Annotated in this window: 25 protein-coding genes; 10 read left to right on the top strand and 15 right to left on the bottom strand. The window is 65.6% G+C overall.

Annotated features, from left to right (window positions below; all coding sequences use genetic code 11):
* Window positions 1-133: 133 nt before the first annotated feature.
* Both ACCQ08_RS08075 and ACCQ08_RS08070 read right to left on the bottom strand, forming a co-directional pair.
* Entirely contained in the window at window positions 134-1,321 is a 1,188-nt protein-coding gene (locus ACCQ08_RS08075) for a hypothetical protein (protein WP_373449426.1), read from the bottom strand.
* A complete protein-coding gene (locus ACCQ08_RS08070; protein WP_373449425.1) occupies window positions 1,318-2,622 on the bottom strand; it encodes a hypothetical protein in 1,305 nt (434 codons plus the stop codon). The genes ACCQ08_RS08075 and ACCQ08_RS08070 overlap by 4 nt, the downstream gene beginning before the upstream one ends.
* A gap of 242 nt (window positions 2,623-2,864) precedes the next feature.
* Here ACCQ08_RS08070 and ACCQ08_RS08065 point away from each other — a divergent pair, with 242 nt between their 5' ends.
* Together ACCQ08_RS08065 and ACCQ08_RS08060 are read left to right on the top strand one after the other, a co-directional pair.
* Complete coding sequence (locus tag ACCQ08_RS08065) at window positions 2,865-3,326, top strand: PaaI family thioesterase (protein WP_239810277.1); 462 nt, start codon at window positions 2,865-2,867, stop codon at window positions 3,324-3,326.
* A gap of 58 nt (window positions 3,327-3,384) precedes the next feature.
* Complete coding sequence (locus ACCQ08_RS08060) at window positions 3,385-3,936, top strand: nitroreductase family protein (RefSeq protein WP_373449424.1); 552 nt, start codon at window positions 3,385-3,387, stop codon at window positions 3,934-3,936.
* A gap of 63 nt (window positions 3,937-3,999) precedes the next feature.
* Here the strand turns inward: ACCQ08_RS08060 and ACCQ08_RS08055 are convergent, their stop codons facing one another.
* The 6 genes from ACCQ08_RS08055 to serA form a co-directional block, all read right to left on the bottom strand.
* Entirely contained in the window at window positions 4,000-5,091 is a 1,092-nt protein-coding gene (locus ACCQ08_RS08055) for an ABC transporter ATP-binding protein (protein ID WP_373449423.1), read from the bottom strand.
* A 1-nt stretch (window position 5,092) separates the two neighbouring features.
* Window positions 5,093-5,959, bottom strand: coding sequence for a carbohydrate ABC transporter permease (locus tag ACCQ08_RS08050; protein WP_312413837.1), 867 nt, complete (start codon window positions 5,957-5,959; stop codon window positions 5,093-5,095).
* Window positions 5,949-6,950 carry a carbohydrate ABC transporter permease gene (locus tag ACCQ08_RS08045; protein WP_373449422.1) on the bottom strand — a complete coding sequence of 334 codons (1,002 nt, stop codon included), beginning with the start codon at window positions 6,948-6,950 and terminating at the stop codon, window positions 5,949-5,951. The genes ACCQ08_RS08050 and ACCQ08_RS08045 overlap by 11 nt, the downstream gene beginning before the upstream one ends.
* Before the next feature lie 18 nt (window positions 6,951-6,968).
* On the bottom strand, window positions 6,969-8,333 hold the full coding sequence (locus ACCQ08_RS08040) for an extracellular solute-binding protein (protein WP_313335652.1): 1,365 nt from the start codon (window positions 8,331-8,333) through the stop codon (window positions 6,969-6,971).
* A gap of 110 nt (window positions 8,334-8,443) precedes the next feature.
* The gene (locus ACCQ08_RS08035) at window positions 8,444-9,400 is read right to left on the bottom strand and encodes a TauD/TfdA family dioxygenase (protein ID WP_239810272.1); all 957 of its coding nucleotides are present in this window, start codon (window positions 9,398-9,400) and stop codon (window positions 8,444-8,446) included.
* Window positions 9,401-9,593: 193 nt separating this feature from the next.
* A complete protein-coding gene (serA, locus tag ACCQ08_RS08030) occupies window positions 9,594-10,823 on the bottom strand; it encodes a phosphoglycerate dehydrogenase (RefSeq protein ID WP_373449421.1) in 1,230 nt (409 codons plus the stop codon).
* Between the two features lie 325 nt (window positions 10,824-11,148).
* Here serA and ACCQ08_RS08025 point away from each other — a divergent pair, with 325 nt between their 5' ends.
* The 5 genes from ACCQ08_RS08025 (at window position 11,149) to ACCQ08_RS08005 (ending at window position 14,225) form a co-directional block, all read left to right on the top strand.
* Window positions 11,149-12,279, top strand: a complete 1,131-nt coding sequence (locus ACCQ08_RS08025) for an alkene reductase (RefSeq protein ID WP_373449420.1) — start codon at window positions 11,149-11,151, stop codon at window positions 12,277-12,279.
* An 82-nt stretch (window positions 12,280-12,361) separates the two neighbouring features.
* Window positions 12,362-12,934, top strand: coding sequence for a hypothetical protein (locus ACCQ08_RS08020; protein ID WP_373449419.1), 573 nt, complete (start codon window positions 12,362-12,364; stop codon window positions 12,932-12,934).
* Window positions 12,935-12,947: 13 nt separating this feature from the next.
* Entirely contained in the window at window positions 12,948-13,310 is a 363-nt protein-coding gene (locus tag ACCQ08_RS08015) for a hypothetical protein (RefSeq protein WP_373449418.1), read from the top strand.
* 88 nt (window positions 13,311-13,398) lie between these two features.
* Window positions 13,399-13,629, top strand: coding sequence for a hypothetical protein (locus ACCQ08_RS08010; protein WP_021026822.1), 231 nt, complete (start codon window positions 13,399-13,401; stop codon window positions 13,627-13,629).
* Between the two features lie 62 nt (window positions 13,630-13,691).
* Window positions 13,692-14,225, top strand: coding sequence for a GNAT family N-acetyltransferase (locus tag ACCQ08_RS08005; RefSeq protein WP_239810267.1), 534 nt, complete (start codon window positions 13,692-13,694; stop codon window positions 14,223-14,225).
* An 11-nt stretch (window positions 14,226-14,236) separates the two neighbouring features.
* Here the strand turns inward: ACCQ08_RS08005 and ACCQ08_RS08000 are convergent, their stop codons facing one another.
* The 3 genes from ACCQ08_RS08000 to pyrE all read right to left on the bottom strand — a co-directional run bounded on the left by ACCQ08_RS08000 (window position 14,237) and on the right by pyrE (window position 16,253).
* Window positions 14,237-14,854: a DNA-3-methyladenine glycosylase I gene (locus ACCQ08_RS08000; protein ID WP_312525931.1), complete on the bottom strand. Its 618-nt coding sequence runs from the start codon at window positions 14,852-14,854 to the stop codon at window positions 14,237-14,239.
* A gap of 15 nt (window positions 14,855-14,869) precedes the next feature.
* Window positions 14,870-15,475, bottom strand: coding sequence for a DUF4124 domain-containing protein (locus tag ACCQ08_RS07995; RefSeq protein WP_312413855.1), 606 nt, complete (start codon window positions 15,473-15,475; stop codon window positions 14,870-14,872).
* Between the two features lie 79 nt (window positions 15,476-15,554).
* A complete protein-coding gene (gene pyrE / locus ACCQ08_RS07990; RefSeq protein WP_312413858.1) occupies window positions 15,555-16,253 on the bottom strand; it encodes an orotate phosphoribosyltransferase in 699 nt (232 codons plus the stop codon).
* 10 nt (window positions 16,254-16,263) lie between these two features.
* Here pyrE and ACCQ08_RS07985 point away from each other — a divergent pair, with 10 nt between their 5' ends.
* Together ACCQ08_RS07985 and ACCQ08_RS07980 are read left to right on the top strand one after the other, a co-directional pair.
* Window positions 16,264-17,067, top strand: coding sequence for an exodeoxyribonuclease III (locus tag ACCQ08_RS07985; RefSeq protein ID WP_373449445.1), 804 nt, complete (start codon window positions 16,264-16,266; stop codon window positions 17,065-17,067).
* A gap of 62 nt (window positions 17,068-17,129) precedes the next feature.
* Window positions 17,130-17,717 carry a hypothetical protein gene (locus tag ACCQ08_RS07980; RefSeq protein ID WP_373449417.1) on the top strand — a complete coding sequence of 196 codons (588 nt, stop codon included), beginning with the start codon at window positions 17,130-17,132 and terminating at the stop codon, window positions 17,715-17,717.
* Window positions 17,718-17,726: 9 nt separating this feature from the next.
* Here ACCQ08_RS07980 and pntB read toward each other — a convergent pair whose 3' ends face one another.
* From pntB to ACCQ08_RS07960, 4 genes are all read right to left on the bottom strand, one after another.
* Complete coding sequence (gene pntB, locus ACCQ08_RS07975) at window positions 17,727-19,142, bottom strand: Re/Si-specific NAD(P)(+) transhydrogenase subunit beta (RefSeq protein ID WP_373449416.1); 1,416 nt, start codon at window positions 19,140-19,142, stop codon at window positions 17,727-17,729.
* An 18-nt stretch (window positions 19,143-19,160) separates the two neighbouring features.
* Complete coding sequence (locus ACCQ08_RS07970) at window positions 19,161-20,810, bottom strand: Re/Si-specific NAD(P)(+) transhydrogenase subunit alpha (protein WP_373449444.1); 1,650 nt, start codon at window positions 20,808-20,810, stop codon at window positions 19,161-19,163.
* A gap of 181 nt (window positions 20,811-20,991) precedes the next feature.
* A complete protein-coding gene (locus ACCQ08_RS07965; RefSeq protein ID WP_239810259.1) occupies window positions 20,992-21,417 on the bottom strand; it encodes a cupin domain-containing protein in 426 nt (141 codons plus the stop codon).
* 80 nt (window positions 21,418-21,497) lie between these two features.
* Window positions 21,498-22,334: an AraC family transcriptional regulator gene (locus ACCQ08_RS07960; RefSeq protein ID WP_239810258.1), complete on the bottom strand. Its 837-nt coding sequence runs from the start codon at window positions 22,332-22,334 to the stop codon at window positions 21,498-21,500.
* 189 nt (window positions 22,335-22,523) lie between these two features.
* On the opposite strand from ACCQ08_RS07960, the gene ACCQ08_RS07955 reads away from it, so the two are divergent.
* A complete protein-coding gene (locus ACCQ08_RS07955; RefSeq protein WP_239810257.1) occupies window positions 22,524-23,162 on the top strand; it encodes an MBL fold metallo-hydrolase in 639 nt (212 codons plus the stop codon).
* Window positions 23,163-23,184 lie beyond the last annotated feature (22 nt).

The raw sequence follows: 23,184 nt of genomic DNA, 5'->3' as shown, positions 1-23,184 counted from the left end.
GATTTGCAAAATTTCTTTTCAAAACAGCATCTTATCCCAGCCAATAACTATCGACGCAAGGGCCGTTTTTGGGACCGGCTATGGCCCCACCGCCGGGCTGCGGAGTGGTCGGCAAGGGCCGGTCTGCCGCCGCTCAGTCTTCGCCCGGGGATGGAAGGCGTTTTTGCGGCTGAAAGTCGTACAAGGTCTGGCCGGCGTTGTCGATCACCAGCGCCGGAAGGTTCGCGCTGGTGGTCAGGTAAAAGCCGCCTGGCCAGGCCTGCGCAGCGAGCTGCGCCCCGTCCAGCAGCAGCTGCGGCATCTCGCGTGACGACTTGTGCCATACCAGTTGCAGGCTGCGCGCATCCACGATCTGCAGCACGACTTCGGCAGCGGTGGTGGGCGTCTCGTCGTAGCGCATCAGCACCCGGTCGGCATTGCGGGCCAGCACCTCGCCGCTGAACTGCACCGGCACCTGGGCCACTGCGGCGATCTGGGTGATGCCTGCATCACGCAGCGCCTGGCGGCTGACGACGAAACCATCGCTCACCGGCTGGTAGAGCCTGGGCGCGGCGCGCACCTGTTGGTCTGCGCTGGAATGCACGCTCAGCCGTGGCCAGCGTTCAAACTCGCCGGGCCGCACTTTTTGCGCAAACTGCAGCAGCATGGTGGGCAAGCCGTACTGGGCCACGTCGGTGTCAAAGTCGGCGTAATCGATGCGCGATACCGTCTGCGGGTACTGCGCCCAGGGGCGCTGCTGCCAGCGCTGCAGCCGCTCCGCCCAGGGGTACAGCTCGCCGCTGGCCCAGTACAGCGCATAGCGGTCGCCGGTATTGCTGGTCACCTCCAACAAACCCGGTTCGCGCTGCTCGCCAAAAGCGTACCTGGACACGCCCGTGCCCAGCTCTGCCGCAAAGCGCTGGCGCAGCGCTGCATCCATCGGTTCAAACGCGGTCTGCGCCGGCTGGCGCAGCCACCAGTGCCGGTCATTGAGCAGCAGCGACAGCTGGCCATTGGCCTCGCTGCGCAGGCGGGCGGGCTGGCGCAGCTGCGCGCGGGGCAGCACGATGCGCTGGGGCTGGCCCAGCAGCTGCCTGGCCTGCAGGTCATTGTCCAACAGCACAAATACATCGTCCTGCGTGGTGCTGTGCTTCATCACCCGCAGCATGCGCAGGCTGCCATCCTCGCCCTGGTAGATGGCCGATGCCTCGACCTCGCCCAGCTCCTCGGCCTGGTCCGCAGGGCGCAGCAGGCGGACCGTGGCGGGCACCAGCAGCGGCAGCACAAAAAACACCACCAAGGCGATGCCCAGGGGCCCGATGGCGCGCCGGGGGATGTTCATCGCGCGGCGCCTTCAGCCGCAGCGCTAAAGTCCTGCAGCACTGCACCGTCCTCGCCGATCAGCAGCGCAGGCTGGCGCATGTCGTTGAGCAGCAAAAAGCCGCCGCTGACTGCCTGGCCGGTGACATAGGCACCGCCTTCACGCTTGCCCAGTGGGGGCAGCTGGTCGATCGTGCGGCTCCACACCACCTGCTGGCTGGCCTTGTCCAGCAGCTGGATGACGCGGCCTTCCTGCCGCACCGGGCTGGGGTTGTAGGCCAGCAGCAGGCGGCGCGCGTTTTCCGCCATCACATTGGCATGGAAGCGCGGCACCGCCGGCTGCACCACCTTGATGCGCAGCAGCCCCCGGTCCTGGGTGGCATACCGGGGCGTGAAGTAACCATCGCCTATCGGCACATAGCTGCGCAACGATGTCTGCACCTCGCGGCTGTCGCCGGGCTGCAGGTCGAAGTAGCCAAAGTAAAGAGGCTGACCGGGCTCGTGCCGCCACCAGGACTGCACCAGCACGGCGCGGCTCTCCTCGCCGGTCGGGCGGGGCAGCGATTCATAGCGGTAGAAGGCGGTCTCCTGGCGGTAGCCGGCTTGCGCCTTTTCATACAGGCTGCTGCTGTCGGCCGCCGGCCAGATCTGGCCCAGCAGCCAGTACACCAGGTATTTGCTGCCATTGCGGCTGGTCACCTCCAGGCTGTCGGGCCGGTCACGGCCCTTGGGCGCCACGCCGACGATGCCCTCGCCCAGCTGCACTGCAAAGCGCGCGCTCAGCTGGGGCTGCAGATCGACAAAGCGCAAGGTGCCGGGGTCAAAACGCCAGAAACCGCGCTCCTTCAAGAACAGGTAGAGCTGGCCGTCGGAGAAGAACTGCAGCTCTGCGCTGCCCGAGCTGCCGGCCCAGGGCATCGCCATGCGCTGGGGCTCCCCCAGGCTGGTGCCGGTGGCCGCATCGCGCACCACCGTGCGGTAGACCACATCATCGTGCTCACGGTTTTCATACAGCTGCACCAGCAGGCGCTGGCCGTTGCGCTCAATGAGCGTGGTGGCCTCGCTGCGGCCCAGGGCCAGCGGCGGTGCCTTGGCTTGCCAGGCAGCGGGCAGGCTCAGTCGGAGCCCGGGTTGCAACCGGGGCAGCCACCAGGGTATGGACACCAGCATCGCCAGCAGCACCAGGACCCAGGGCAGATGCCGGCGCAGCCGCGCCCCGCTGGCTGCGCCTGCAGAGGCGGGCATGCCGGGGTAGGCCTGGCCCTGCAACTGCTCCAGCCGGAATTGCGCGCCGCACTGCAGGCAGGCAAAGGCATGGGGCACGCCTGCACTGCGGCAGTGCGCAGCGCCGCAGCGCGGGCAATACGGGGACAACTGAGAGGATGCGGGGGACCAGGCAGGCATAAGCCAGCGATGATAAACCGTGACCCCAGGAGCCCGGGAACCCGCTTTGCAAACGAAGCTGGGCGCCGCCAGGTGGGCGACTCCCAGGCGTCAGCCGCCTTGCCCGCACGGCTGCCCCAGCCGCTAACATGCTGGCTTTTGAACCTGCTGCGCCCTGCCCCATGACCACCACCGCCCCATCCACCGCTGTTGCCAACGACATCCCCGCCTACACCGTGGATGAGCCGGCCCACCAGATCTTCGGCCTCAGCATGGCCATGGCCGAGGCCTTTCTGCTCAAGGGCGAGGCGATCGGCAATGACCGCGCCCGGGTGCGCATGCCCTACCAGAAGCAATACACCAACAGCCGGGGCGACATGCATGGCGGCGCCATCGCCACGTTGCTCGACGTGGGCCTGTCCTGCGCCGCACGCGCGCATGACCCGTCGCGCTATGGCGTCATCACCGTGGACCTGACCATCCACTACATCGCACCGGGCAGCGGCGATGTGGTCTGCACCGCCATCTGCGAAAAAAGGGGCAGGAGCCTGTCGTTTGTGCGAGGCGAACTGCATGACGATGCCGGCAACCTTTTGGGGCTGGCCACCGGCACCTTCAAGCTGGTCGACAAACAGAAAATCTGAGCCTGCAAAAAACCGGCAGATATGGCATGCTGGCGGTCTTATTGCTCCATTTCTGACCATGACGCGCCAATCCACCCATGCCATCCATCCCCAGTTTCTGGACCGTTCCTCGCCCCGCGCCTTCTCCGGCAAGGCGCTGACGCCCAAGGACATCGAGACCATTGTTGAAGGCGCACGCTGGGCCCCTTCGGCCAGCAACAAGCAGCCCTGGCACTTTGCGTATTCGATCCATGGCGATGCCAACTGGCAAGCGTTCTCCACCATCCCCAACGAGTTCAACCGCCGCTGGTGCCTGAACGCCGGCGCGTTGCTGGTGGTGCTGTCGAACAAGGCCGAATCGGCCATGCACAGCTTTGACACCGGCTGTGCCTGGGGCTACCTGGCGCTGCAAGCGCATGCCATGGGCCTGGCCACGCATGCGATGGCCGGCATCGAGCTGGCTGCCGCACGCGAGGTGCTGCAACTGGGCGAGCAGTGGCAGGTCGAATGCCTGGTCGCGATCGGCGAGCGCGGCGACAAGTCCAGCCTGCCAGCCGACCTGGCCGAGCGCGAAACACCATCGCCACGCAAGGCGCTGTCGGAAATCCTGAGCGCAGGCCCACTGGCTTAAACGGCTGCCTCCAGCAACGCAAAGGCTCCCAACCGGGAGCCTTTGTGCTTCAGACATCAGGCTTTATGCGACGTTCAAGCGCTCGCCGCTGTGCCGGTCAAACACATGCCAATGCTGCGGCGCCGTGTGCCAATGCAGGGCCTGGCCGGGGGCCAGCGCCAGGCGCTCCTTGACGGTCGATATCAGTGGCTGCTGGCCAAAGCGGCTGACCACCTGGGTTTCGGCGCCGGTGGGCTCGACGACCTCGACCGTCGCAGCGCTGGTGGCCACACCGCTCAGCGGCGCCACCTCCAGCTGCACATGCTCGGGCCGCACACCCAGCCACAGTTCACGCGCGCCCTGGGCCTGCAGGCCAGGCAGCAGCGGCAGGCGTTGGCCATCGTCGGTCACCAGCTGCCAGCCGTCCTGCGCCGGCTGGCTGCGGGCGGCAATCAGGTTCATCGCCGGTGAACCGATGAACTGCGCGACAAAGGCATTGCGCGGCCGGTCATACAGCTCCAGCGGCGTGCCGACTTGCTCAATCACGCCGTCGCGCATCACCACGATGCGGTCGGCCATGGTCATGGCCTCGATCTGGTCGTGGGTGACATAGACCGTGGTGGTGCGCAGGCGCTGGTGCAGAGACTTGATCTCGGTGCGCATCTGCACGCGCAGCTTGACATCGAGGTTGGACAGCGGCTCGTCAAACAAAAACGCCAGCGGCTCGCGCACAATGGCGCGGCCCATCGCCACACGCTGGCGCTGGCCGCCCGAGAGCTGGGCAGGCAGGCGGCCCAGCAGCGGCTCCAGGCCCAGAATCTCGGCCACCTGCTGCACGCGCTGCGCGATGGCCGCCGGCGCCTGGCGCTGCAGCTTCAGCGCAAAGCCCAGGTTCTCGGCCACCGTCATATGCGGGTAGAGCGCATAGTTCTGGAACACCATCGCGATATTGCGCTCGCGCGGCGGCACCTCGTTGATGACCTGTCCGCCCAGCACGATCTGGCCGCTGCTGACTTCCTCCAGCCCGGCGAGCATGCGCAGCAAGGTGGATTTGCCGCAGCCAGACGGGCCGACCAGCGCGACAAACTCGCCCTCGGCGATATCAAGCGATATGCCCTTGAGCACATCGTGCCCCTCAAAGTGCTTGCGCAGCTGTCTCAATGCAATCGAAGCCATCTCAGTCCTTTACGCCACCGGCGGTGAGGCCGTGCACCAGGTATTTGCGTACCAGCACCGTGAAGAGCAGCACCGGCAGCATCACCATCGTGCCGGCTGCGGCAATCTTGGTCCACTCCCAGCCGTCGTACTGCAGAAAATTGACGATGGCGACCGGCGCCGTCACCGCCTGGGTGCGGGTCAGAATCAGTGCGAAGAAAAAGTCGCTCCACGAGAAGATGAAGCACAGCACGGCCGTGGCCACCAGGCCCGGCCGGGTCAGCGGCAAGGTCACATGCCAGAAGGCCGACCAGATGCCGCAGCCGTCCATCCAGGCCGCCTCTTCCAGCGCTGTGGGAATCGCGTCAAAAAAGCCTTGCATCATCCAGATCACGATCGCCAGGTTGAAGGTCAGGTAGACCAGCACCAGCGCCCAGACCGTGTCGAGCAGACCCAGCCAGCGAAAGGCCAGGAAGAACGGAATCGTGAACGCAATGGGCGGCGCCATGCGCGTGCACAGCACCCACAGCGCCACCTGGCGCCGCTGTTTGAAGCGCCAGCGCGACAGCGCATAGGCCGCAGGCACCCCCAACAGCAGTGACAGCCCGGTGGACAGCACACTCACCAGCAGGCTGTTGCCAAAGGAGCGCGCAAAGTTGTCCTGCCAGAGGCCGGCAAAGGCCTCCAACGTGGGGCTGAAGATGAGATCCAGCGACAGCGCATCGCCCGCCGGGCGAAAGGCCATCTGCAGCATCCACAAAAAGGGCAGCAGCACCAGCATCAGCACCCCCACAGCCACGGTGCTGCGCAGATGGCGCTGTGCGCCCTGCACTACGCGTTGCCACAGCGGCAATGAAGGTGCTGCGCTGTGCCAGGTCTCAGCGTGCATGGCGCTCTCCGGTGGCCTTGCCCAGGCGGCTGATCAGCGCGCTCAGCACAAAGATGATGGCCAGCATCACCACCGCAATGGCGCTGCCATACCCCCAGTACGAGAAGTTGAAGGCCTGGATAAAGCCGTAGAAATTGGTCACCTCGGTCACGGTGCCCGGCCCGCCATTGGTCAGCACATACAGCAGCGGAAAGGCCTTGAAGCTGTCGATCAAGCGGAACAGCGCGCAGACCACCAGGGTGCGCTGCAGATAGGGCAGCACGATGTAGACAAACACCTGCCAGCGGTTGGCGCCATCGATGCGGGCGGCATCGAGCGGGTCGCGCGGCACCATCTGCAGCTGCGCCAGCACCATCAGCATCGTGAACGGGAACCACTGCCAGACATCGGCAACGACGATGGCCCACAGGGCGGTATCGGGGTTGGCGATCAGCGAGCGCACCGGCCAGCCCCACTGCTCGAGCAGCGCATGCAGGGGGCTGATGTCGGGCGTGTAGATAATCTTCCAGACGAGGGCCACCACAATCGGTGGCAGCACCATGGGGATCAGGAAAAACGTGCGCAAGCCCGCCAGCAGCCGGCTGCCGCTGTGCAGCAGCAGGGCCAGGCCCAGGCCGACGAGCAGCTGCAGCAGCACCCCTACCGACGAGAGCTTGGCCTGCACCCACAGCGAATCCAGAAAGCGCTGGTCCTGCAGCAGCTGCACATAGTTGCCAGCGGGCTGCTCAAAGTGGAAGGTGGCTGCCGGGTCAGTCAGGCTCAGCGGCGTCAGGCTCACCACCACCAGGGTGATCAGCGGCAGCAGGGTAATGGCGGCCAGCACCACCAGCGCCGGCGCCAGGCCCAGGCCGTAGGCCCGTGCCGATGCGCGCTGCCAGCGCTGTGTGGCGGGCGTTTCAGCGTGCTTGCCGCGTGTTGGCCCGGGCAGCGGCAAGGGCTGCGCAGGCCCCGTGTCGAGCGCCTGCGGCGCGATGGAAGCGGTGGGCGGCATGGGCGCGTTCCTGGCCTGTCAGACCGAGACACCAGCGCGGCGCAGCTCGGCAATCGACGCGGTCTGCGCCTGCTTCATGGCCTGCTCGGGCGTGCGCTGGCCAGTGACGATCAACTCGATGGCCTTGTTGATCTGCTGGTCCACCTGCGGGTAGGCGGCCACGGTGCGGTATTTCATATGGCCCTGCTTGGCCGACAGGTCCACCGATGCGGTCACCAGCGCCGCAATGTCATAGCCATTGGCGCGTTGGCGCTCGCGGTAGATGGGGGAGTCGATGTCCGAGCGGCGCGTCGGCGAGCCATAGCCGGCGGCCACGGCACGCTGCAGGGTTTCCTTGGAGGTCGCCCAGCGGATGAACTGCCAGGCGGCGTCCTTGTTCTTGCTGCCCACCGGAATGCCCCAGCCATGGATGGCGGTGCCTGGAAAGCGGCCGGCCACGCCCTTGGGCACCTGGCCCCAGGCCGCCGATGCCGCCACCTTGCTGCTCGATGCGTCGGCCAGCTGCGAGAGGTTGATCTGGCCTTGCACGCTCAAATGGCTGCGCCCGGCCTTGAGCGACTGCACCGCCTGGTCCGAGGTGTAGGAGACCACTCCGTCAGGCCCGTATTCACGCAGCAGGCGGGCAAAGTAGTCGGCCGCCGCGATCGCCTCGGGGCTGTCCAGGGTCGGGAACAGGTCATCGGGCGCCTTGCGGAACACATCGCCGCCAAAGGCCTGCAGGAAGGGGATGAAGGTCCAGCCATAGTGGTTGTCGGTGACAAAGCCGGCCGCGCGCTCCTTGCGGTTGAGCAGCTTGGCCGCGTCCAGCCAGGCGTCTGTCGTATCGGGAAAGGCCAGGCCCGACTGCTTGAGCACATCAAAGCGCGAGGCGGCGGCAATCGTCACCTCGGCCTGCCAGGGAATGCCGTAGAGCTGCCCGTCGCGGCCCCGCTCGGGTGCCAGCGCGCCTTCCAGAAAGTCGCGGATGTCAAAGTTCGCCGGCGTTTTGTTCGGATCGTTGATATAGCCGTCCAGCGGCGTCAGCCAGCCCGAGTTGATCCAGCGGCTCGAATAGATGAAGGTGACATTGACCGCATCAAAGGCCGCGCCCTTGGTGGACAACTCCAGATCGGCACGCTGGTTGTAGACCGGAAAGCCGGGCGTGTCGAAGTTCACCTTGGCGCCCGTCGCCTCCTCGAATTCGGGAATCCAGGGGCGCAGCAGCTTCGAGTACGGCGAGCTGTACAACGAGGTATTGAGCGTCACGCCCTTGAGCGGCTTGCTGTCCAGCGCCAGTGCGGGAAAGCCCAGCGCGCTGCCGGCACCGGCGGCCAGCGCTGAGACCAGCAGCTTGCGGCGCGGCACCAGCAGGCCGCCTTCATAGTGGTAGGTGGTTCGGGTCATCGAAGTTCTTCTCCAGCGGGCGCAAGCGTTCATGGCCGTCTGCTGTCGGATAGGGAGGCAGGCGCAGCGCCAGTCCAGGCAGCCGCCAGGTCCGGCCGGTCTGCGGCGGGTCAGGCTGCGGCCGGCTCGCGCACCGTCAGGTCGACGCTGGTGCGGCCATCGACTGCAGTGGCCACATCGCCGGTGACCGTGACGCGGCGCATCACACGGTGGGCGTCGGCGTAGTCATTGATGGCGTAGTGCTGGGTTGCCCGGTTGTCCCAGATGGCCACATCGCCCGGCTGCCAGTGCCAGCGCACGGTGTTTTCCAGACGCACAATGCGCTCATGGAAGAGCTGCAGCAACGCGGCAGACTCGTTGCTGCGCAGGCCCTTGATGCGCTTGGCAAAGTGGCCCAGCAGCAGCGCCTTCTCCCCCGTCTCGGCATGCACATGCACCAGCGGTTGCTCGGACTCGATGGTCTTGCTGGTGAACACCTTGCGGTAGCTGGCGCGGCCCTGCGTCTCGCTCTGGCTGGCGGTGGTGTTCTGGCGGAAGTTCTCCGCATAGTCGTAGTCATTGCCATGCACGGCCCAGAGCTGCTCGGCCAGCTGCTGCAGCGGGGCGGGCAGGCTCTCGTAGGCGGCCACGGTATTGGCCCAGACGGTGTCGCCGCCATGGCCGGGCAAGGTGACGGCGCGCAGCACGCAGACTTTCGGGAACACCGCCTTGAAGGTCACGTCGGTGTGCCAGGAATCGGCCCGGCCACCGTGCTGGGAATTGAGCTCCAGGAAGGCCGTGCCATCGGGTGCGGGCACGGTGGGATGCGCTTCGATCTCGCCAAACAGACGGCCAAAGGCCTGGTGGCTGGCGTCATCAAGGTGCTGCTGGCCCCGGAAGAAAATCACCCGGTGCTGCAGCAGCGCCGCCTTGATCTGGGCAAACAGCGCTGGCTCCAGCGCGCCCGACAGCGACACGCCATGCACCACCGCGCCAATACGGCCCGCCAGGGGCTCGATGTGCAGGGCGGCGCCTGCAGCGGCATCGGCCGCGGGGCTCAGGTGGCGAACATTGGTGATGGCATTCATGGGCGCTCCTCAAGGGCTGGCAATCAGGTGGAAGCCTTCATGCTAGGCAGGGGCCCGTGCCATCACAACGACGCATTTCATGCATCGATATGCCAACAGCAGCTAAGAAAAAAGAGGCATAAGCCTCTTTCTGGGGTGTCTAAAGCCATCCACTGCAACGGCCCCGCTGGGACGCGCCGCGGTGGATGCCGCATCAGAACAGCACGCGGCAGCGGATGGTGCCGGCGATCTGGGCCAGCTTCTCCAGCGCCAGCGCTGACGATTCCTGGTCGATATCGATCACCACGTAGCCCACCTTCTCGTCGGTGCGCAGGTACTGGCCGGCGATGTTGATGCCGTTGTCGGCCAGCACCTGGTTGATGGCAGACAGGATGCCGGGGCGGTTCTCATGCACGTGCAGGATGCGGTTCTTGCCCGGGTGCTCGGGCAGTGCCACTTCGGGGAAGTTGACCGCCGAGGTGGTGGTGCCGTTGTCGCTGTACTTGACCAGCTTTTCTGCCACTTCCAGGCCGATGTTGGCCTGGGCTTCCATTGTCGAGCCGCCGATGTGCGGTGTCAGGATCACGTTGTCCATGCCGCGCAGCGGCGACTGGAACTCATCCTTGTTGCTCTTGGGCTCGACCGGGAACACGTCGATGGCAGCGCCCAGCAGCTTCTTGTCCTTCAGTGCCTGGGCCAGGGCATCGAGGTCCACCACGGTGCCGCGTGAGGCATTGATCAGGATGCTGCCGGGCTTCATCGCGGCGATCTGCGCCGCGCCAATCATGTTGTAGGTGGAGGCCAGCTCGGGCACGTGCAGCGTCACGATATCGGACTGCTCCAGCAGCGCATGGAGGTTGGCGGCCTGGTGCGCATTGCCCAGCGGCAGCTTGGTGACCACATCATGGAACACCACCTTCATGCCCAGGCCTTCGGCCAGCACCGACAGCTGCGTGCCAATGGAGCCGTAGCCGACGATGCCCAGGGTCTTGCCCCGGATCTCGAAGGCGTTGTCGGCGCTTTTCTTCCAGCCGCCCCGGTGCGATACCGCGTTCTTCTCGGGGATGCCACGCAGCAGCAGGATGGCTTCGGCCAGCACCAGCTCAGCGACGGAGCGGGTGTTGGAGAAAGGCGCGTTGAAGACCGCAATACCGCGCTCGCGCGCCGCATTCAGATCGACCTGGTTGGTGCCAATGCAAAAGCAACCCACGGCGACCAGCTTGTTGGCCGCGGCAAACACATCGGCTGTCAACTGCGTGCGGGAGCGGATGCCGACAAAGTGCACGTCGGCGATCTTGCGCTTGAGCTCCTCGCCCTCCAAGGCGCCGGTCAGCGCCTCGACCTGGGTATAGCCCGCCGCCTGCAACACCTTGAGCGCGGAAGGGTGGATGCCCTCGAGCAGCAAGAACTTGATCTTCGATTTATCCAGCGATGTTTTGGTCATGAATGCGCGCTTTCTCTTTCACAAACAACAGCGGTCTGCCCCCACGGCTGCGATCGGCAGCTGGCAGACCCGGGTCGATCATGGCGCAGAACCTTTGCCATTACGTGTTGTCGGGTTGACCCTAGGTCCTACGCAGCGCAGCCGGCGCCACCCGCCGCTTGCCCAGGCCTGCCGCCCTGCACAGCTGAAGCAATTGATTTGCTTGGTTTTTCAGCACCCGGGTGGTTCGCCGACAAGCGCCGGGCTTCAACCCTGGCCTGCAAAGGGTGGCGCTGCGTGGTACAAAAAGCAGGTGATTCTGTGACACAACCGCAAGGAGTTTTGCATGACAACTGCCCCCACCCACAGCCTGTTGGACCCCATACAAGTGGGCGATCTGGCGCTGGCCAACCGCATCGCGATGGCGCCGCTGACGCGCAACCGTTCGCCCAACGCCGTGCCCCAACCGATGACGGCTACCTACTATGCCCAGCGCGCCAGCGCGGGCTTGCTGATCACCGAGGCCACCGCCATCAGCCACCAGGGCCAGGGTTATGCCCATGTGCCGGGCCTGTACGAGCAGGACCAGCTTGACGGCTGGAGCAAGGTGACCAGCGCCGTGCATGCCAAGGGCGGCAAGATCGTCTGCCAGCTGTGGCATGTGGGCCGCGTCTCCCACCGCCTGCTGCAGCCGGGCCAGCAGGCCCCGGTGGCCCCTTCGGCCATCACTGCCAAGACCAAGACCTACCTGATTGACCACGCCACGGGAGAAGGCCGCTTCGAGCCGACCTCCGAGCCGCGCGCACTGGATGCCGAGGAGATCCCCGGCATCGTGCACAGCTTTGCTGCGGCTGCCCGCAATGCGGTCAAGACGGCCGGCTTTGATGGCGTCGAGATCCACGGCGCCAATGGCTACCTGCTGGACCAGTTCCTGAAGACCGGCGCCAATGTGCGCCGCGACGACTACGGCGGCTCGATTGAAAACCGCGCCCGCCTGACCCTGGAAGTCACCCGCGCGGTGATCGATGCGGTAGGCCGTGGCCGGGTGGGTATACGGCTCTCGCCGGTCACCCCGGCCAATGGCATCGATGACGCGGATCCGCAAAGCCTGTTCACCTACCTGGCCCACCAGCTGGCGCCGCTGGGGCTGGCCTATATCCATGTGATCGAGGGCGCCACCGGGGGCCCGCGCGAGGTGGAAGGCCGCCCCTTCGACTACGACGCGTTCAAGGCGGAATACCGCCGCGCCGGCGGCAAGGCTGCCTGGGTGGTGAACAACGGCTATGACCGCGAACTGGCCGAACAGGCCGTGGCCAGCGGCCTGGCCGACATCGTCGCCTTTGGCCGGCCCTACATTGCCAACCCGGACCTGGTCGAGCGCCTGCGCAGCGGTGCCGCGCTCAATACCGGCGACAGCAGCACCTACTATGGCGGTGGCGAGAAGGGGTATACCGACTACCCCACTCTTGCCGGCTAAGCGCCTTGAGCGGCCTGGGCCTACAAAAAACCTGTTCCAAGGCCTGGGCCGCTGCTTCACAGTATTTTGGTAGAGTGCGCAGATGCCATTGACTCCTCTCTTCCGCACCACCTTCTGCCTGCTGCTGGTCCCCGGCCTGGCCGCCTGCTCCAGCCTTTGGCCCTCCAAAAAAGAGGCCGATCCTGCGCCCCGCGCGCCCCAGCAGGCGCCCAGCGACAAACCGGCACCGCAGGCACCTGCTGCCGCAGCGGCCAGCATCAGCGAGGCCGACCTGGCCGGCATCTGGGAATGCCAGTTCCAGATCAGCATGGGCAAGGACAGTGCCAGCTTCACCTACACCAACCAGTTCAACCCCGACCACACGTTGCGCTCCCAGGCCTTTCTGGCCTATGACATGCCCAGTACCGAGCAGCAGTACCGCTTTGTGCTGCAAGGCACGGGCCATTGGCGCATTGATGGCAGCATGATCACGATGATCGTGCCCAAGGTGGTCAAGCAGGACCGCTCCGAACACAAGAAGCCCGAACTGATGAACGACAAGGACCTGGTCCCCGAGGACTTGAGCGATACCTGGGCGGTGCAGGCGCACAAGGGCAAGAACCTGCGCGTGACCGTTGGCAGCCTGGCGGACGCCATGCTCTGCAACAAGGAATAAGGCCGGGCCTCGCATGGATTCGCTGACCCTGGCCTTTTTGCCGCTGGCGCTATGGTGGCCGGTGGCCACCGGCCTGTCCTTGCTGCTGGTGCTGAGCGCCGTGCTATGGATGTTTCTGCAGAACCGGCCGCCGCGGCAGCAGGCATCCGCAGGCCGTCCGGCCTGGCTGCCGTGGGCGTTTGCACTGTTTGCGCTGGTCTGGTGGGGCTTTGGCTTTGCGTTCGCGCTGTGGCCGCTCACCGAGCTGGATGAACTGGGCCAATGGGCCCGCGCCAGCAGTTATGTGCTGGTGCCGCTGTGGATAGGCGGCGTGGCCTGGGTGGGCGCGCTGCTGGTGCAGCGCCTGCTGCGCAGCACGGCGGCCATGCACGGCTAGCGCGGCGCCACCGGTTGGCGGCGATTGCCGATTGACAGCCGCCCCATTTGCGCGACACTGGTGCTTACCCCTGAGTTGGAGGCCTGCCATGACCGATATCGACAGCATCAACCTCGACAAACTGCGCAATATCGTGCAGAAGTTCACGCACCGCGACTTTACCGCCGCCCAGATTGCCGATGACTACTGGGATGGCGCGGCCGAACAGATCGGCGCCAGCGGCGCGCAGTTTGAAGCCGTTTTGCAGCGCAATGCGGCGCTGCTGGGCATCCAGACGGTGGGCAGCCATCAGCCCGCGCGCTGGCATGTAGCAGCCTGAGGCGCCCGCCCCTCTCATCCATGCCACACCGCACCGCCGCCCAGCGGTGCTAGGCTTGCACCATGCTGCAGCCCGCCCGTCTCCATTTCCGTGATTTCTCTCCCGCCGACCTGTTCGTCGTCGCCCATGCGATGGGCGACGCACGGCTGACCGCGTTCTACGGACTGGAAACGGCGCACAGCGATGCCCGCGTCATTGCGCAGGAACAGCTCGATTGGTATGCCAGCGTCGCCAGCGAAGGCAGCGGCTGGTGGCAGGCGGTGCTGCTGGACGGGGCCGTCATCGCAGCCGTCGGCATCTACGACCATGACGACGAGGCCGACAGCGCCGATCTGGGCTACTGGTTGCTGCCCGACCATTGGGGCCACGGTTGGATGGACCAGGCCCTGCGCCAGTGGCTGCCCGGCGCATTTGGGCGGCTGGGCTTGCACAGCGTGGTGGCCTATGTGGAGCCCGAGAATGCGGCATCGACCCGTTTGCTGGGCCGCCTGGGCTTTTGCCATGAAGGCCTGCTGCGCGACTGCAGCAAGCGCGATGGCGCCTACGTATCGCTGCAGCGCTATTCGCTGCTGGTGAGCGAGCTACCGGGCTTGTAGCGTAAAGGGGCTCAGGCCGGCCGGCCATCCCGCACATGGCAGCCATGGAGGTGATCATTGACCATGCCCATCGCCTGCATGAAGGCGTAAACCGTGGTGGGGCCGACAAACTTCCAGCCGCGCTTTTTCAGATCCTTCGACAGCGCCACGGCCTCGGGCGCCACGCCCATCTGGCGCACGGCCTCCAACGTGATCCGCTCCGGGCGGCTTGCCGGCGCTGGCGCAAAGCGCCACAGGTAGGCGTCAAAACTGCCAAATTCTCGCTGCAGCTCGGCCAGGCGCTGTGCATTGTTGATCACCGCCTCGATCTTGCCCCGGTGGCGCACGATACCGGCGTCGGCCAGCAGGCGCTGCACATCCTCGGCACCGAATTGCGCAACCTGCTGCGCATCGAACTGCGCAAAGGCTGCGCGGAAGGACTCGCGCTTGTTCAGAATCGTCAGCCAGCTCAGGCCGGCCTGAAAGCCTTCCAGGCAGATCTTCTCGAACAAGCGGCGGTCATCATGCACGGGGAAGCCCCATTCATGGTCGTGGTAGTGCTGGTAGAGGGGCGAGGCCATGCACCAGCTGCAACGCGCGCGCTGGTCGTCGGCCAGGGCCAGGCCTGGGGCGAGGGAGTCGAGAGGCATGGAGGTTGCGCGCGGCTACTTGGAAGCAGCCGGGGTCCAGTAGGGTTTGAGGCTTTGGGCCTCTTCGTCAAAGCGCAGGTTGGTGGCCTTGATTTCTTCGTTGATCGTGGCGATCTGCTCGTCGACTTCCTTGAAGTCACGGCGGTTGCCATCCAGGCGGGCCTGCAGCGGGGCAGGCGCCTTGCTGGGGTCCTTTTTGTAGAACTCCATGTCCTGGTCGATCTTCTTGCGGTCTTCGAGCAAGAAAGTGCGGCGCTCCTGCACGATACGGATCTGCGCACGCAACACATCGACGGCTTCGGCACGCTCGGCGTCATGGGCGGCCTTGGTGGGAAAGCGTGTGGCCAGCGCGCGCTCGCGCCGTTTGCCGTCATTGGCGCGGTAGCGCTCTTCTGCCTCACGGCGCTGCTGCGCGGCCTGCTCGGCACGCTCGCGCTCGGAATAGGCCGGCCCGACCGTGCGCACCGCACCGCCGGGCATCGTGACCTGCTGCTCGCGGTCCGCACAGGCAGGAATGGGCCGGTCCGCCGTCAGGCGGCGGCCAGCCGCATCCACGCAGCTGTAGACCATGGAGGCCGACGGGGACTTCTGGGCATGGCTGGCGCCAGCGAGCGCCAGCATCCCGATGGCCAAAGCAGCTGCACACCTGTCCTTCCGCATTGCTAGATCCTTATCATTCAAAACTATCGAATTCTAATAATCAATTGCCAACGCCATAACGTTCCCGGTAAGCCAGCACCTGACTGTGGTGTTCACGCATCGATTCTGCGGCCGGGCCCTGGGCCAGGAAGGCCAGCAGGTCCTCCAGCCTGGCAATGGTGCAGACCTGCATTCCCAGCTGGTCGCGCACATACTGCACGGCGCTATGGGCAACGTCCTTGCCATTCTCAGTGGCTTTCTCCTGTCTGTCCAATGCAATGGCCATCGCATGGGGAATGGCGCCCGCGCCCTTGATGAGCGCAATCGATTCGCGCGCAGCAGTGCCGGCCGACATCACATCATCAATGATCAGCACCCGGCCTTTAAGCGGCGCGCCCACCAGGCTGCCGCCTTCGCCATGGTCCTTGGCTTCCTTGCGGTTGTAGGCAAAGGGCACGTTCTTGCCCAGGCGTGCCAGCTCCACGGCCACGGTCGCGGCCAGCGGAATGCCCTTGTAGGCCGGTCCAAACACCATGTCGAACGCCACACCGCTGGCCAGAATCGCTTTTGCATAGAATTCGGACAGGCGCGCCATCTTGGCGCCATCATCAAACAACCCGGCATTGAAAAAATACGGGCTGATGCGGCCGGCCTTGGTGGTGAACTGCCCAAAGCGCAGCACGCCGGCTTCGACGGCAAACTCTACAAAATCCTGTGCCAACTGCGCATCTGCGCCTGGCTGTGGGAGACTATCGACCATGACCCAATCCTTGTTCAAATTAACCAGCCTCAACCTCAACGGCATCCGCTCCGCTGCCACCAAGGGCGTGATCCCCTGGATTGAGACAACCCGGCCCGATTGTATTTGTGTGCAGGAAATCAAGGCACAGCAAGCGGATATGCTGGACAAGTTCGACGTTATCGACGAGATGAACGGGTATTTCCAGTTTGCCGAGAAGAAGGGCTACTCGGGGGTGGGCATCTACACCCGCCATGCACCCAGCGATGTGGTGGTTGGCTTTTCGCCCAACGAGTTCGATGCCGAGGGCCGCTATGTGGAGCTGCGCTTTGACACGCCCACGCGCAAGCTGTCGATCATCAGCTGCTACTTTCCCAGCGGCAGCTCGGGGGACATCCGCCAGGCTGCCAAGTACCGCTTTCTGGCCGAGCTGCACCCCCACCTGATGCGCTTGCGGGCCGAGCGCGACTTCATCCTCTGCGGCGACATCAACATTGCCCACACCAACGCCGACATCAAGAACTGGCGCAGCAACCAGAAGAACAGCGGCTTCCTGCCCGAAGAACGCAGCTGGATGACCCAGCTGCTGGAGCAGGAAACCGAGACCGGCGGCCTGGTCGACGTGTACCGCGTGCTGCAGCCCGATACCACCGACGCCTGCTACACCTGGTGGAGCAACCGGGGCCAGGCCTATGCCAACAATGTGGGATGGCGCCTGGACTACCACCTGGCCACGCCAGCGATTGCCGCACTGGCCCGCAAGGAGCACATCTACAAGGATGTGAAGTTCTCCGACCACGCGCCCATCACGATCGATTACGATTTCCAGCTCTGATCCCAACGTCCCGCCACGCGTCCCAGCGGCCGGGAGCCCAGACCACCCACCGGAAGCTTTCCATGCGCATCACTGCAGCACCCCTTCTTCTGGCTGCCCTGCTGGCCAGCAGCGCCGTTAATGCCCGGGACGCATCGGATTACAGCACGCAGGAACTGGTCGAGGCGCTGGCCCAGCGCCTGTCCAAGGTGCTGCTTGCGGGCCCTACGCGTGATGCGCCGCCCAGCACCGCCGCCATTGTCATGCTGGAGGGCAAGGGCCTGCGCCTGGCACCACGGCTGCAATCCACCCCAACGATGCGGGTGCTGAGCCAGGAGCAACTGGTGGCCGAGCAGCGCGCCAACTTTCTGATCATCTCGCAGCTGGGCCAGCAGGGCGCGGACATGCTCGTCGACTACGAGACGCCCAACAATGCCTCGTTCGGTACCTTGCGCATCCAGGACAAGGATGGCAAGCTGGTCTTCAAGGCCGAGGACACCTACCGCAGCAGCAGTGGCGCGCGGGCCACCTACGCACGCCTGTACCGCGGCCTACCCTGCCGCAATGGCAGCGAGATGGCCTACCGCTTCAACTATGCCGACCGCTATGCGCGCAGCGGCGAATGCCCGGTGGCGCGCTTTCCCAGCAGCGATTCCGCCTTCGAGTGGTAAGCATCCGTCCTAGGCGCTGCCCTTGAGGCTCGCCAGCACCTCATCGAGCATCTGCTTGGCATCGCCAAACAGCATGCGGTTGTTGTCCTTGTAGAACAGCGGGTTGTCCACGCCGGCATAACCGGCCGCCATCGAACGCTTCATCACGATGGACTGGCGCGCCTTCCAGACTTCCAGCACCGGCATGCCGGCAATGGGGCTCGCAGGGTCGTCCTGGGCGGCGGGGTTCACGATGTCATTGGCGCCGATGACCATGGCCACATCGGTATCGGGAAAGTCGTCGTTGATCTCGTCCATCTCCAGCACGATGTCATAGGGCAGCTTGGCCTCGGCCAGCAGCACATTCATGTGGCCGGGCATGCGGCCCGCCACCGGGTGGATCGCAAAGCGCACCTCCACCCCGCGCTCGCGCAGGCTACGGGTGATCTCGTTGACGGTGTGCTGTGCCTGGGCCACGGCCATGCCGTAACCGGGCACGATGACCACGCGCTTGGCCTCGCGCAGCATCTCGGCGGTCTCGGCCGCGGTTACCGCCACCGCCTCGCCCTGGGGCGCTGCGCCTGCCTGGCCCGCTGCTGCGGGCGCGCCACTGCCAAAGCCGCCGGCGATCACACTGATAAAGCTGCGGTTCATCGCCTGGCACATGATGTAGCTCAGGATCGCACCCGACGAGCCCACCAGCGCACCGGTGACGATCAGCAGGTCATTGCCCAGCATGAAGCCGGTGGCGGCGGCCGCCCAGCCCGAGTAGCTGTTGAGCATCGACACCACCACCGGCATGTCGGCGCCGCCAATGGCCATCACCATGTGCACGCCAAACAGCAGTGCGATGGCCGTCATCACGAGCAGCGCCAGCATGCCCAGGCCCAGCGATGCGGTCTGCACAAACCAGCAGCCCAGCGCAACCACCACGACCAGCCCCAGCAGGTTGAGCAGATGCCGCCCCGGCAGCAGCAGCGGTTTGCCGCCGATGCGGCCATTGAGCTTGCCAAAGGCCACCAGCGAGCCCGAGAAGGTAACAGCGCCGATGAGAATGCCGATATAGATCTCGGCCGCGTGGATGGCCTTTTCGGCGCCCTGCAACGGATGGGAGGTATCGACATAGCTGGCAAAACCCACCAGGCAGGCGGCCAGGCCGACCAGGCTGTGCATCAGCGCCACAAGCTCGGGCATCTGGGTCATCTTGACCCGCTTGGCGGCATACAGCCCGATGCCGCCACCCAGCACCAGCGCGATGACAATGGCCACCACGCCGGACTGCGACACGCGCGGGCCGAACACGGTCACCAGCACCGCCAGGCCCATGCCCAGCATGCCCAGCAGATTGCCGCGCCGCGCGGTCTCGGGGTGTGACAGCCCGCCCAGGCTGAGGATGAACAAAATGGCAGCGCCCAGGTAGGCAACGGTTGCAAGGCTTTCGGTCATGCGGTTCTACCCCCCGGCCTATTTGCGGAACATGGCCAGCATGCGGCGCGTCACCGCAAAACCACCAAACATATTGATCGCCGTGAGCACCAGGGCCACAAAGGCCAGTGCGCCAATCAGCAGCCCCGGCCGGTCCGTGCCCACCACGCCGGGCGGCGCTATCTGCACCAGCGCGCCAATCGCGATGATGCTCGATATCGCATTGGTCACGCTCATCAGCGGTGTGTGCAGGGCGGGCGTCACATTCCAGACGACCATGTAGCCGATAAAGCAGGCCAGCACAAACACCGTGAGATGGCCCAGGAAGGCCGCCGGCGCATGCGCGCCAATGAGCCAGAAGAGCAGCGCCAGCACCGCAAAGAGGATGGCCAAGGTGCGCGCAGGCAAAGGGCTGCCGGCACCATGGCCATAGCCCCGCTTTTTGGCCGCAGCCGGGCTGGCTGCTGCCGTGCCCGCAGCAGCCGTGGCAGCAGCCGCAGCCGGCTTGGCCACGGGCGCCGCCGCCAGCGCAGGCGCGGGCCAGCTGATGCTGCCCTGGTAGACCACCGTCAGGCCCCGGATCGCCTCGTCGTCCATGTTCACCACTGCATGCCCATCCTTGGCCTTGCACAGCTCCTCGGCCAGGCGCAGCAGGTTGTTGGCATACAAAGTAGAGGACTGCGCCGCCAGGCGCGAGGCCAGATCGGTGTAGCCCACAATCGTCACACCGTGGCGCACCACAGCCTCGCCGGGCACCGTCAGCTCACAGTTGCCGCCCTGCTCGGCGGCCATGTCCACAATCACGCTGCCGGGCTTCATCGCCTGCACCATCTCGGCAGTGATCAAGCGCGGCGCCGGCTTGCCGGGGATCAGGGCCGTGGTGATGATGATGTCGGCCCATGCGGCCTGCTGCGCATACATCTGGCGTTGCGCTGCCTGAAAGCCCTCGCTCATCACCTTGGCGTAGCCACCACCACCACCGCCCTCTTCGGCGTAATCCACCGGTACAAAGGTACCGCCCAGCGACACCACCTGGTCCGCCGCCTCGGCCCGCGTATCGTTGGCGCGCACCACCGCGCCCAGGCTGACGGCCGTGCCAATCGCCGACAAGCCCGCCACCCCGGCACCCGCAATAAACACCTGTGCAGGCGGCACCTTGCCGGCCGCGGTGATCTGCCCGCTGAAAAAGCGCCCAAAGGCATGGGCCGCCTCGACCACTGCCCGGTAGCCGCTGACACCTGCCATCGAGGTCAGCGCATCCATCTTCTGCGCGCGGCTCAAGGTGCGCGGCAGCGCATCCATCGCCAGCACCGTCAGCCCCTTGGCCGCCAGCTGCGCCATCAGCTTCGGGTTTTGCGCAGGCCAGATAAAACCGACCAGCATCTGGCCGGCATGCATCCATTCGCATTCTTCAGCAGTAGGTGGCCGCACCTTGAAGAGAATGTCGGCCCCCGCCCAGATCGCCGAGCTGGGCATGACCTGCGCACCCGCTGCGCGGTAGGCCTCGTCGCCAAAACTGGCCGCCTCGCCAGCGCCAGCCGCCACGCTGACGCGAAAGCCCAGCTTGACCAGCTTCTCCACCACCGCAGGCACGGTGGCCACGCGCTTTTCACCGGCGAATATCTCGCGCGGCACCCCTATGCATTGCGGGTTGGCCGGCGGTGGCTGCGGCGCCGCTGCTGCTGACATCGGTGGCGAGGTGCTGGACATGGATGCGCGCTCCTGGTTCAGGGATCAATGGGCTTGCAGCGCGCCGGTGTGCCCGGCCATGCCTGCAGCGCAGAACCCCTTGTATCACGGGCCAGCGGTTTGGGCTACGCGCATTTTTGCCTAGGAACCTTTACAAGCGATGCCCCTGGCGGGGCCGAGCTCAGACCCAAAGGTCATTCGCCACCGTACGCGCCCCCGCCTCCCCATCCCCCGTATTGGCCACCCCGCGCGGCTCAATCAGCAGCAGCTTGACCTCGGCCTGCGCAAAGGGCTTGTGCTCGAGGCCCTGGGGGATGACGGCCATCTGGCCGGCCTGCAGGTGGAGGGCGCGGATGCTGCCGCTGGCATCGCGCAGGTCGATGCGCAACTCGCCGCCCAGGACGATAAAGGTTTCGTCGGTGTCGCTGTGCTGGTGCCACAGAAATTCGCCGGCGATCTTGACGACCTTGAACTGGTAGTCGTTCATCTCTGCAACCACGCGCGGCTGCCAATGGCCCTGCAGCTGGGCGATCTTGCCCAGCAGATCGATGGACTGGCCTTGGCCTCGGTGGTGGGGTGCGGGAGATGTTTCGGCAGGTGCTGACATGGTGGTGCTGTAGGTGTTGAAAACAGCAGCCAGCTTAAGCAGGCGCAGCCCGGACGTATTGAACGTTTGTGGTGCCGGGTTCAGCGAGGTGGTGCATGGCGCATCACCTGCAGCCAGCGCCCTGGCGTGATGCCAAAGGTCTTCAGAAAATGCCGCGTCATATGGCTTTGGTCGGCAAAGCCGGCGTCCTGGGCGGCGTCGGCCAGTGACAGGCCCGCCAGCAGCAGGCGCCGCACGGCATCGAGCCGGCGCATCGTCAGGTAGCGGTAGGGGCTGGTGCCGTAGAACATGCGGAAATCATGCGACAGGCTCCAGCGGTCGCGGCCGGTGGCCGCCTCCAGCTCGTCCAGTGCCACGACCCGGGTGGCATGGGCCTGCAGGTAGTCACGCGCGCGGCGGGCGGCCTGGTAGTCACCCTTGGCCTTGGCGCGCCGCGTGCCGGGCCCGCCGGTGGCAGCGGCCAGCGCATGGGCCAGCTGCGCCAGCGCATCGCTTTGCTCCAGCGGCTCGACCACCTCATCCACACCTTGCAGCAAGGCCTGGGCAGCGGCCGATATCGCCGGGTCGTGGGTGATGCCGCCTTCCAGAAAAGGCAGCACGCTGCCGCCCAGAATGTCCTGGATCAGCGCGGGCTCCACATAGACCATGCGGTAGCGAAAGCCCTCGTCCGTGCCGGCCTGCCCGTCATGCGCCTCGTCGGGATGCAGCACCAGGGTGCTGCCGGCCAGGCTGTCGCGCCGGCCGCGCCGGTAGTGAAAACTTTGCACGCCCGCCAAGGTGCGCCCGATCGCGTAGGTGTCGTGGCGGTGCATCGCGTAGGCAGGGCCCTGGAACCAGGCCTCGATGCGCTCCATGGCGCCGGAGGCCGGGCTGCGCAGCACCCAATCCGAACGGGGCAAGGCAGGAGGGCGGGGCATCAAACCTCCAGAAAAGACGTAGAACCGATGGGCGAAGCACTGATTTTACGGGGCATCCCCCAAGCGGCACCCCACCACCTGCGGCTCCAAACCCCACCCAGCCCCCTCGTCCATAGCAGCTTGCCGCACAATAGCCGGATTGCGCCCCGCATCCGCCGGCCTGCGCGCTGCCGCCAGCCCCAACAAACCATGCTCCACTACCACACGATTCCCGTCACCGCGTTTCAGCAAAACTGCTCCCTGGTCTGGTGCGACCAGCAGATGGAGGCCGCCGTCATCGATCCCGGCGGCGATCTCGACCGCATCGAGGCGGAGATTGCACGCCTCGGTCTGCAGCTCAAGGCCATCTGGCTGACCCATGCGCATATCGACCATGCCGGTGGCGCCGGTGAGCTGGCCGAGCAGCGTGGGCTGCCGATCATTGGCCCGCACCCGGGCGACCAGTTCTGGATTGATGGCCTGCCCCAGCAAAGCCAGATGTTTGGCTTTCCGCCCGCGCAAAGCTTTGTGCCCACGCGCTGGCTGCAGGATGGCGATACGGTCAGCATCGGGCAGGAGACCTTGCAGGTGCGCCACTGCCCCGGCCACACCCCTGGCCATGTGGTTTTCCATGCGCCGCAAATCGCGCGCTGCTTTGTCGGCGATGTGCTGTTTGCCGGCAGCATTGGCCGCACTGATTTCCCGCAGGGCAACCACCAGCAGCTGATCGACTCCATCACCCAGCGGCTCTGGCCCATGGGTGATGCGACGGTGTTCATCCCCGGTCATGGTCCCGAGAGCAGCTTTGGCCGCGAACGCCAGAGCAACCCCTATGTGGGTGGGACCTGATCTCCAGCGAAGGTTCTAACGC

It is taken from the genome of Comamonas sp. SY3 (genome assembly GCF_041730275.1).
Lineage (GTDB): Bacteria > Pseudomonadota > Gammaproteobacteria > Burkholderiales > Burkholderiaceae_C > Comamonas > Comamonas sediminis.
Note: the sequence above shows the minus strand (reverse complement) of the source record. Positions and strands in the feature narration are given on the sequence as shown.

Coding starts and splice junctions, on each gene's coding strand:
- ACCQ08_RS08075 (WP_373449426.1), bottom strand. CDS start 1,321: ATGAACATCCCCCGGCGCGCCATCGGGCCCCTGGGCATCGCCTTGGTG.
- ACCQ08_RS08065 (WP_239810277.1), top strand. CDS start 2,865: ATGACCACCACCGCCCCATCCACCGCTGTTGCCAACGACATCCCCGCC.
- ACCQ08_RS08060 (WP_373449424.1), top strand. CDS start 3,385: ATGACGCGCCAATCCACCCATGCCATCCATCCCCAGTTTCTGGACCGT.
- ACCQ08_RS08055 (WP_373449423.1), bottom strand. CDS start 5,091: ATGGCTTCGATTGCATTGAGACAGCTGCGCAAGCACTTTGAGGGGCAC.
- ACCQ08_RS08050 (WP_312413837.1), bottom strand. CDS start 5,959: ATGCACGCTGAGACCTGGCACAGCGCAGCACCTTCATTGCCGCTGTGG.
- ACCQ08_RS08045 (WP_373449422.1), bottom strand. CDS start 6,950: ATGCCGCCCACCGCTTCCATCGCGCCGCAGGCGCTCGACACGGGGCCT.
- ACCQ08_RS08040 (WP_313335652.1), bottom strand. CDS start 8,333: ATGACCCGAACCACCTACCACTATGAAGGCGGCCTGCTGGTGCCGCGC.
- ACCQ08_RS08035 (WP_239810272.1), bottom strand. CDS start 9,400: ATGAATGCCATCACCAATGTTCGCCACCTGAGCCCCGCGGCCGATGCC.
- serA (WP_373449421.1), bottom strand. CDS start 10,823: ATGACCAAAACATCGCTGGATAAATCGAAGATCAAGTTCTTGCTGCTC.
- ACCQ08_RS08025 (WP_373449420.1), top strand. CDS start 11,149: ATGACAACTGCCCCCACCCACAGCCTGTTGGACCCCATACAAGTGGGC.
- ACCQ08_RS08020 (WP_373449419.1), top strand. CDS start 12,362: ATGCCATTGACTCCTCTCTTCCGCACCACCTTCTGCCTGCTGCTGGTC.
- ACCQ08_RS08015 (WP_373449418.1), top strand. CDS start 12,948: ATGGATTCGCTGACCCTGGCCTTTTTGCCGCTGGCGCTATGGTGGCCG.
- ACCQ08_RS08010 (WP_021026822.1), top strand. CDS start 13,399: ATGACCGATATCGACAGCATCAACCTCGACAAACTGCGCAATATCGTG.
- ACCQ08_RS08005 (WP_239810267.1), top strand. CDS start 13,692: ATGCTGCAGCCCGCCCGTCTCCATTTCCGTGATTTCTCTCCCGCCGAC.
- ACCQ08_RS08000 (WP_312525931.1), bottom strand. CDS start 14,854: ATGCCTCTCGACTCCCTCGCCCCAGGCCTGGCCCTGGCCGACGACCAG.
- ACCQ08_RS07995 (WP_312413855.1), bottom strand. CDS start 15,475: ATGCTGGCGCTCGCTGGCGCCAGCCATGCCCAGAAGTCCCCGTCGGCC.
- pyrE (WP_312413858.1), bottom strand. CDS start 16,253: ATGGTCGATAGTCTCCCACAGCCAGGCGCAGATGCGCAGTTGGCACAG.
- ACCQ08_RS07980 (WP_373449417.1), top strand. CDS start 17,130: ATGCGCATCACTGCAGCACCCCTTCTTCTGGCTGCCCTGCTGGCCAGC.
- pntB (WP_373449416.1), bottom strand. CDS start 19,142: ATGACCGAAAGCCTTGCAACCGTTGCCTACCTGGGCGCTGCCATTTTG.
- ACCQ08_RS07970 (WP_373449444.1), bottom strand. CDS start 20,810: ATGTCAGCAGCAGCGGCGCCGCAGCCACCGCCGGCCAACCCGCAATGC.
- ACCQ08_RS07965 (WP_239810259.1), bottom strand. CDS start 21,417: ATGTCAGCACCTGCCGAAACATCTCCCGCACCCCACCACCGAGGCCAA.
- ACCQ08_RS07960 (WP_239810258.1), bottom strand. CDS start 22,334: ATGCCCCGCCCTCCTGCCTTGCCCCGTTCGGATTGGGTGCTGCGCAGC.
- ACCQ08_RS07955 (WP_239810257.1), top strand. CDS start 22,524: ATGCTCCACTACCACACGATTCCCGTCACCGCGTTTCAGCAAAACTGC.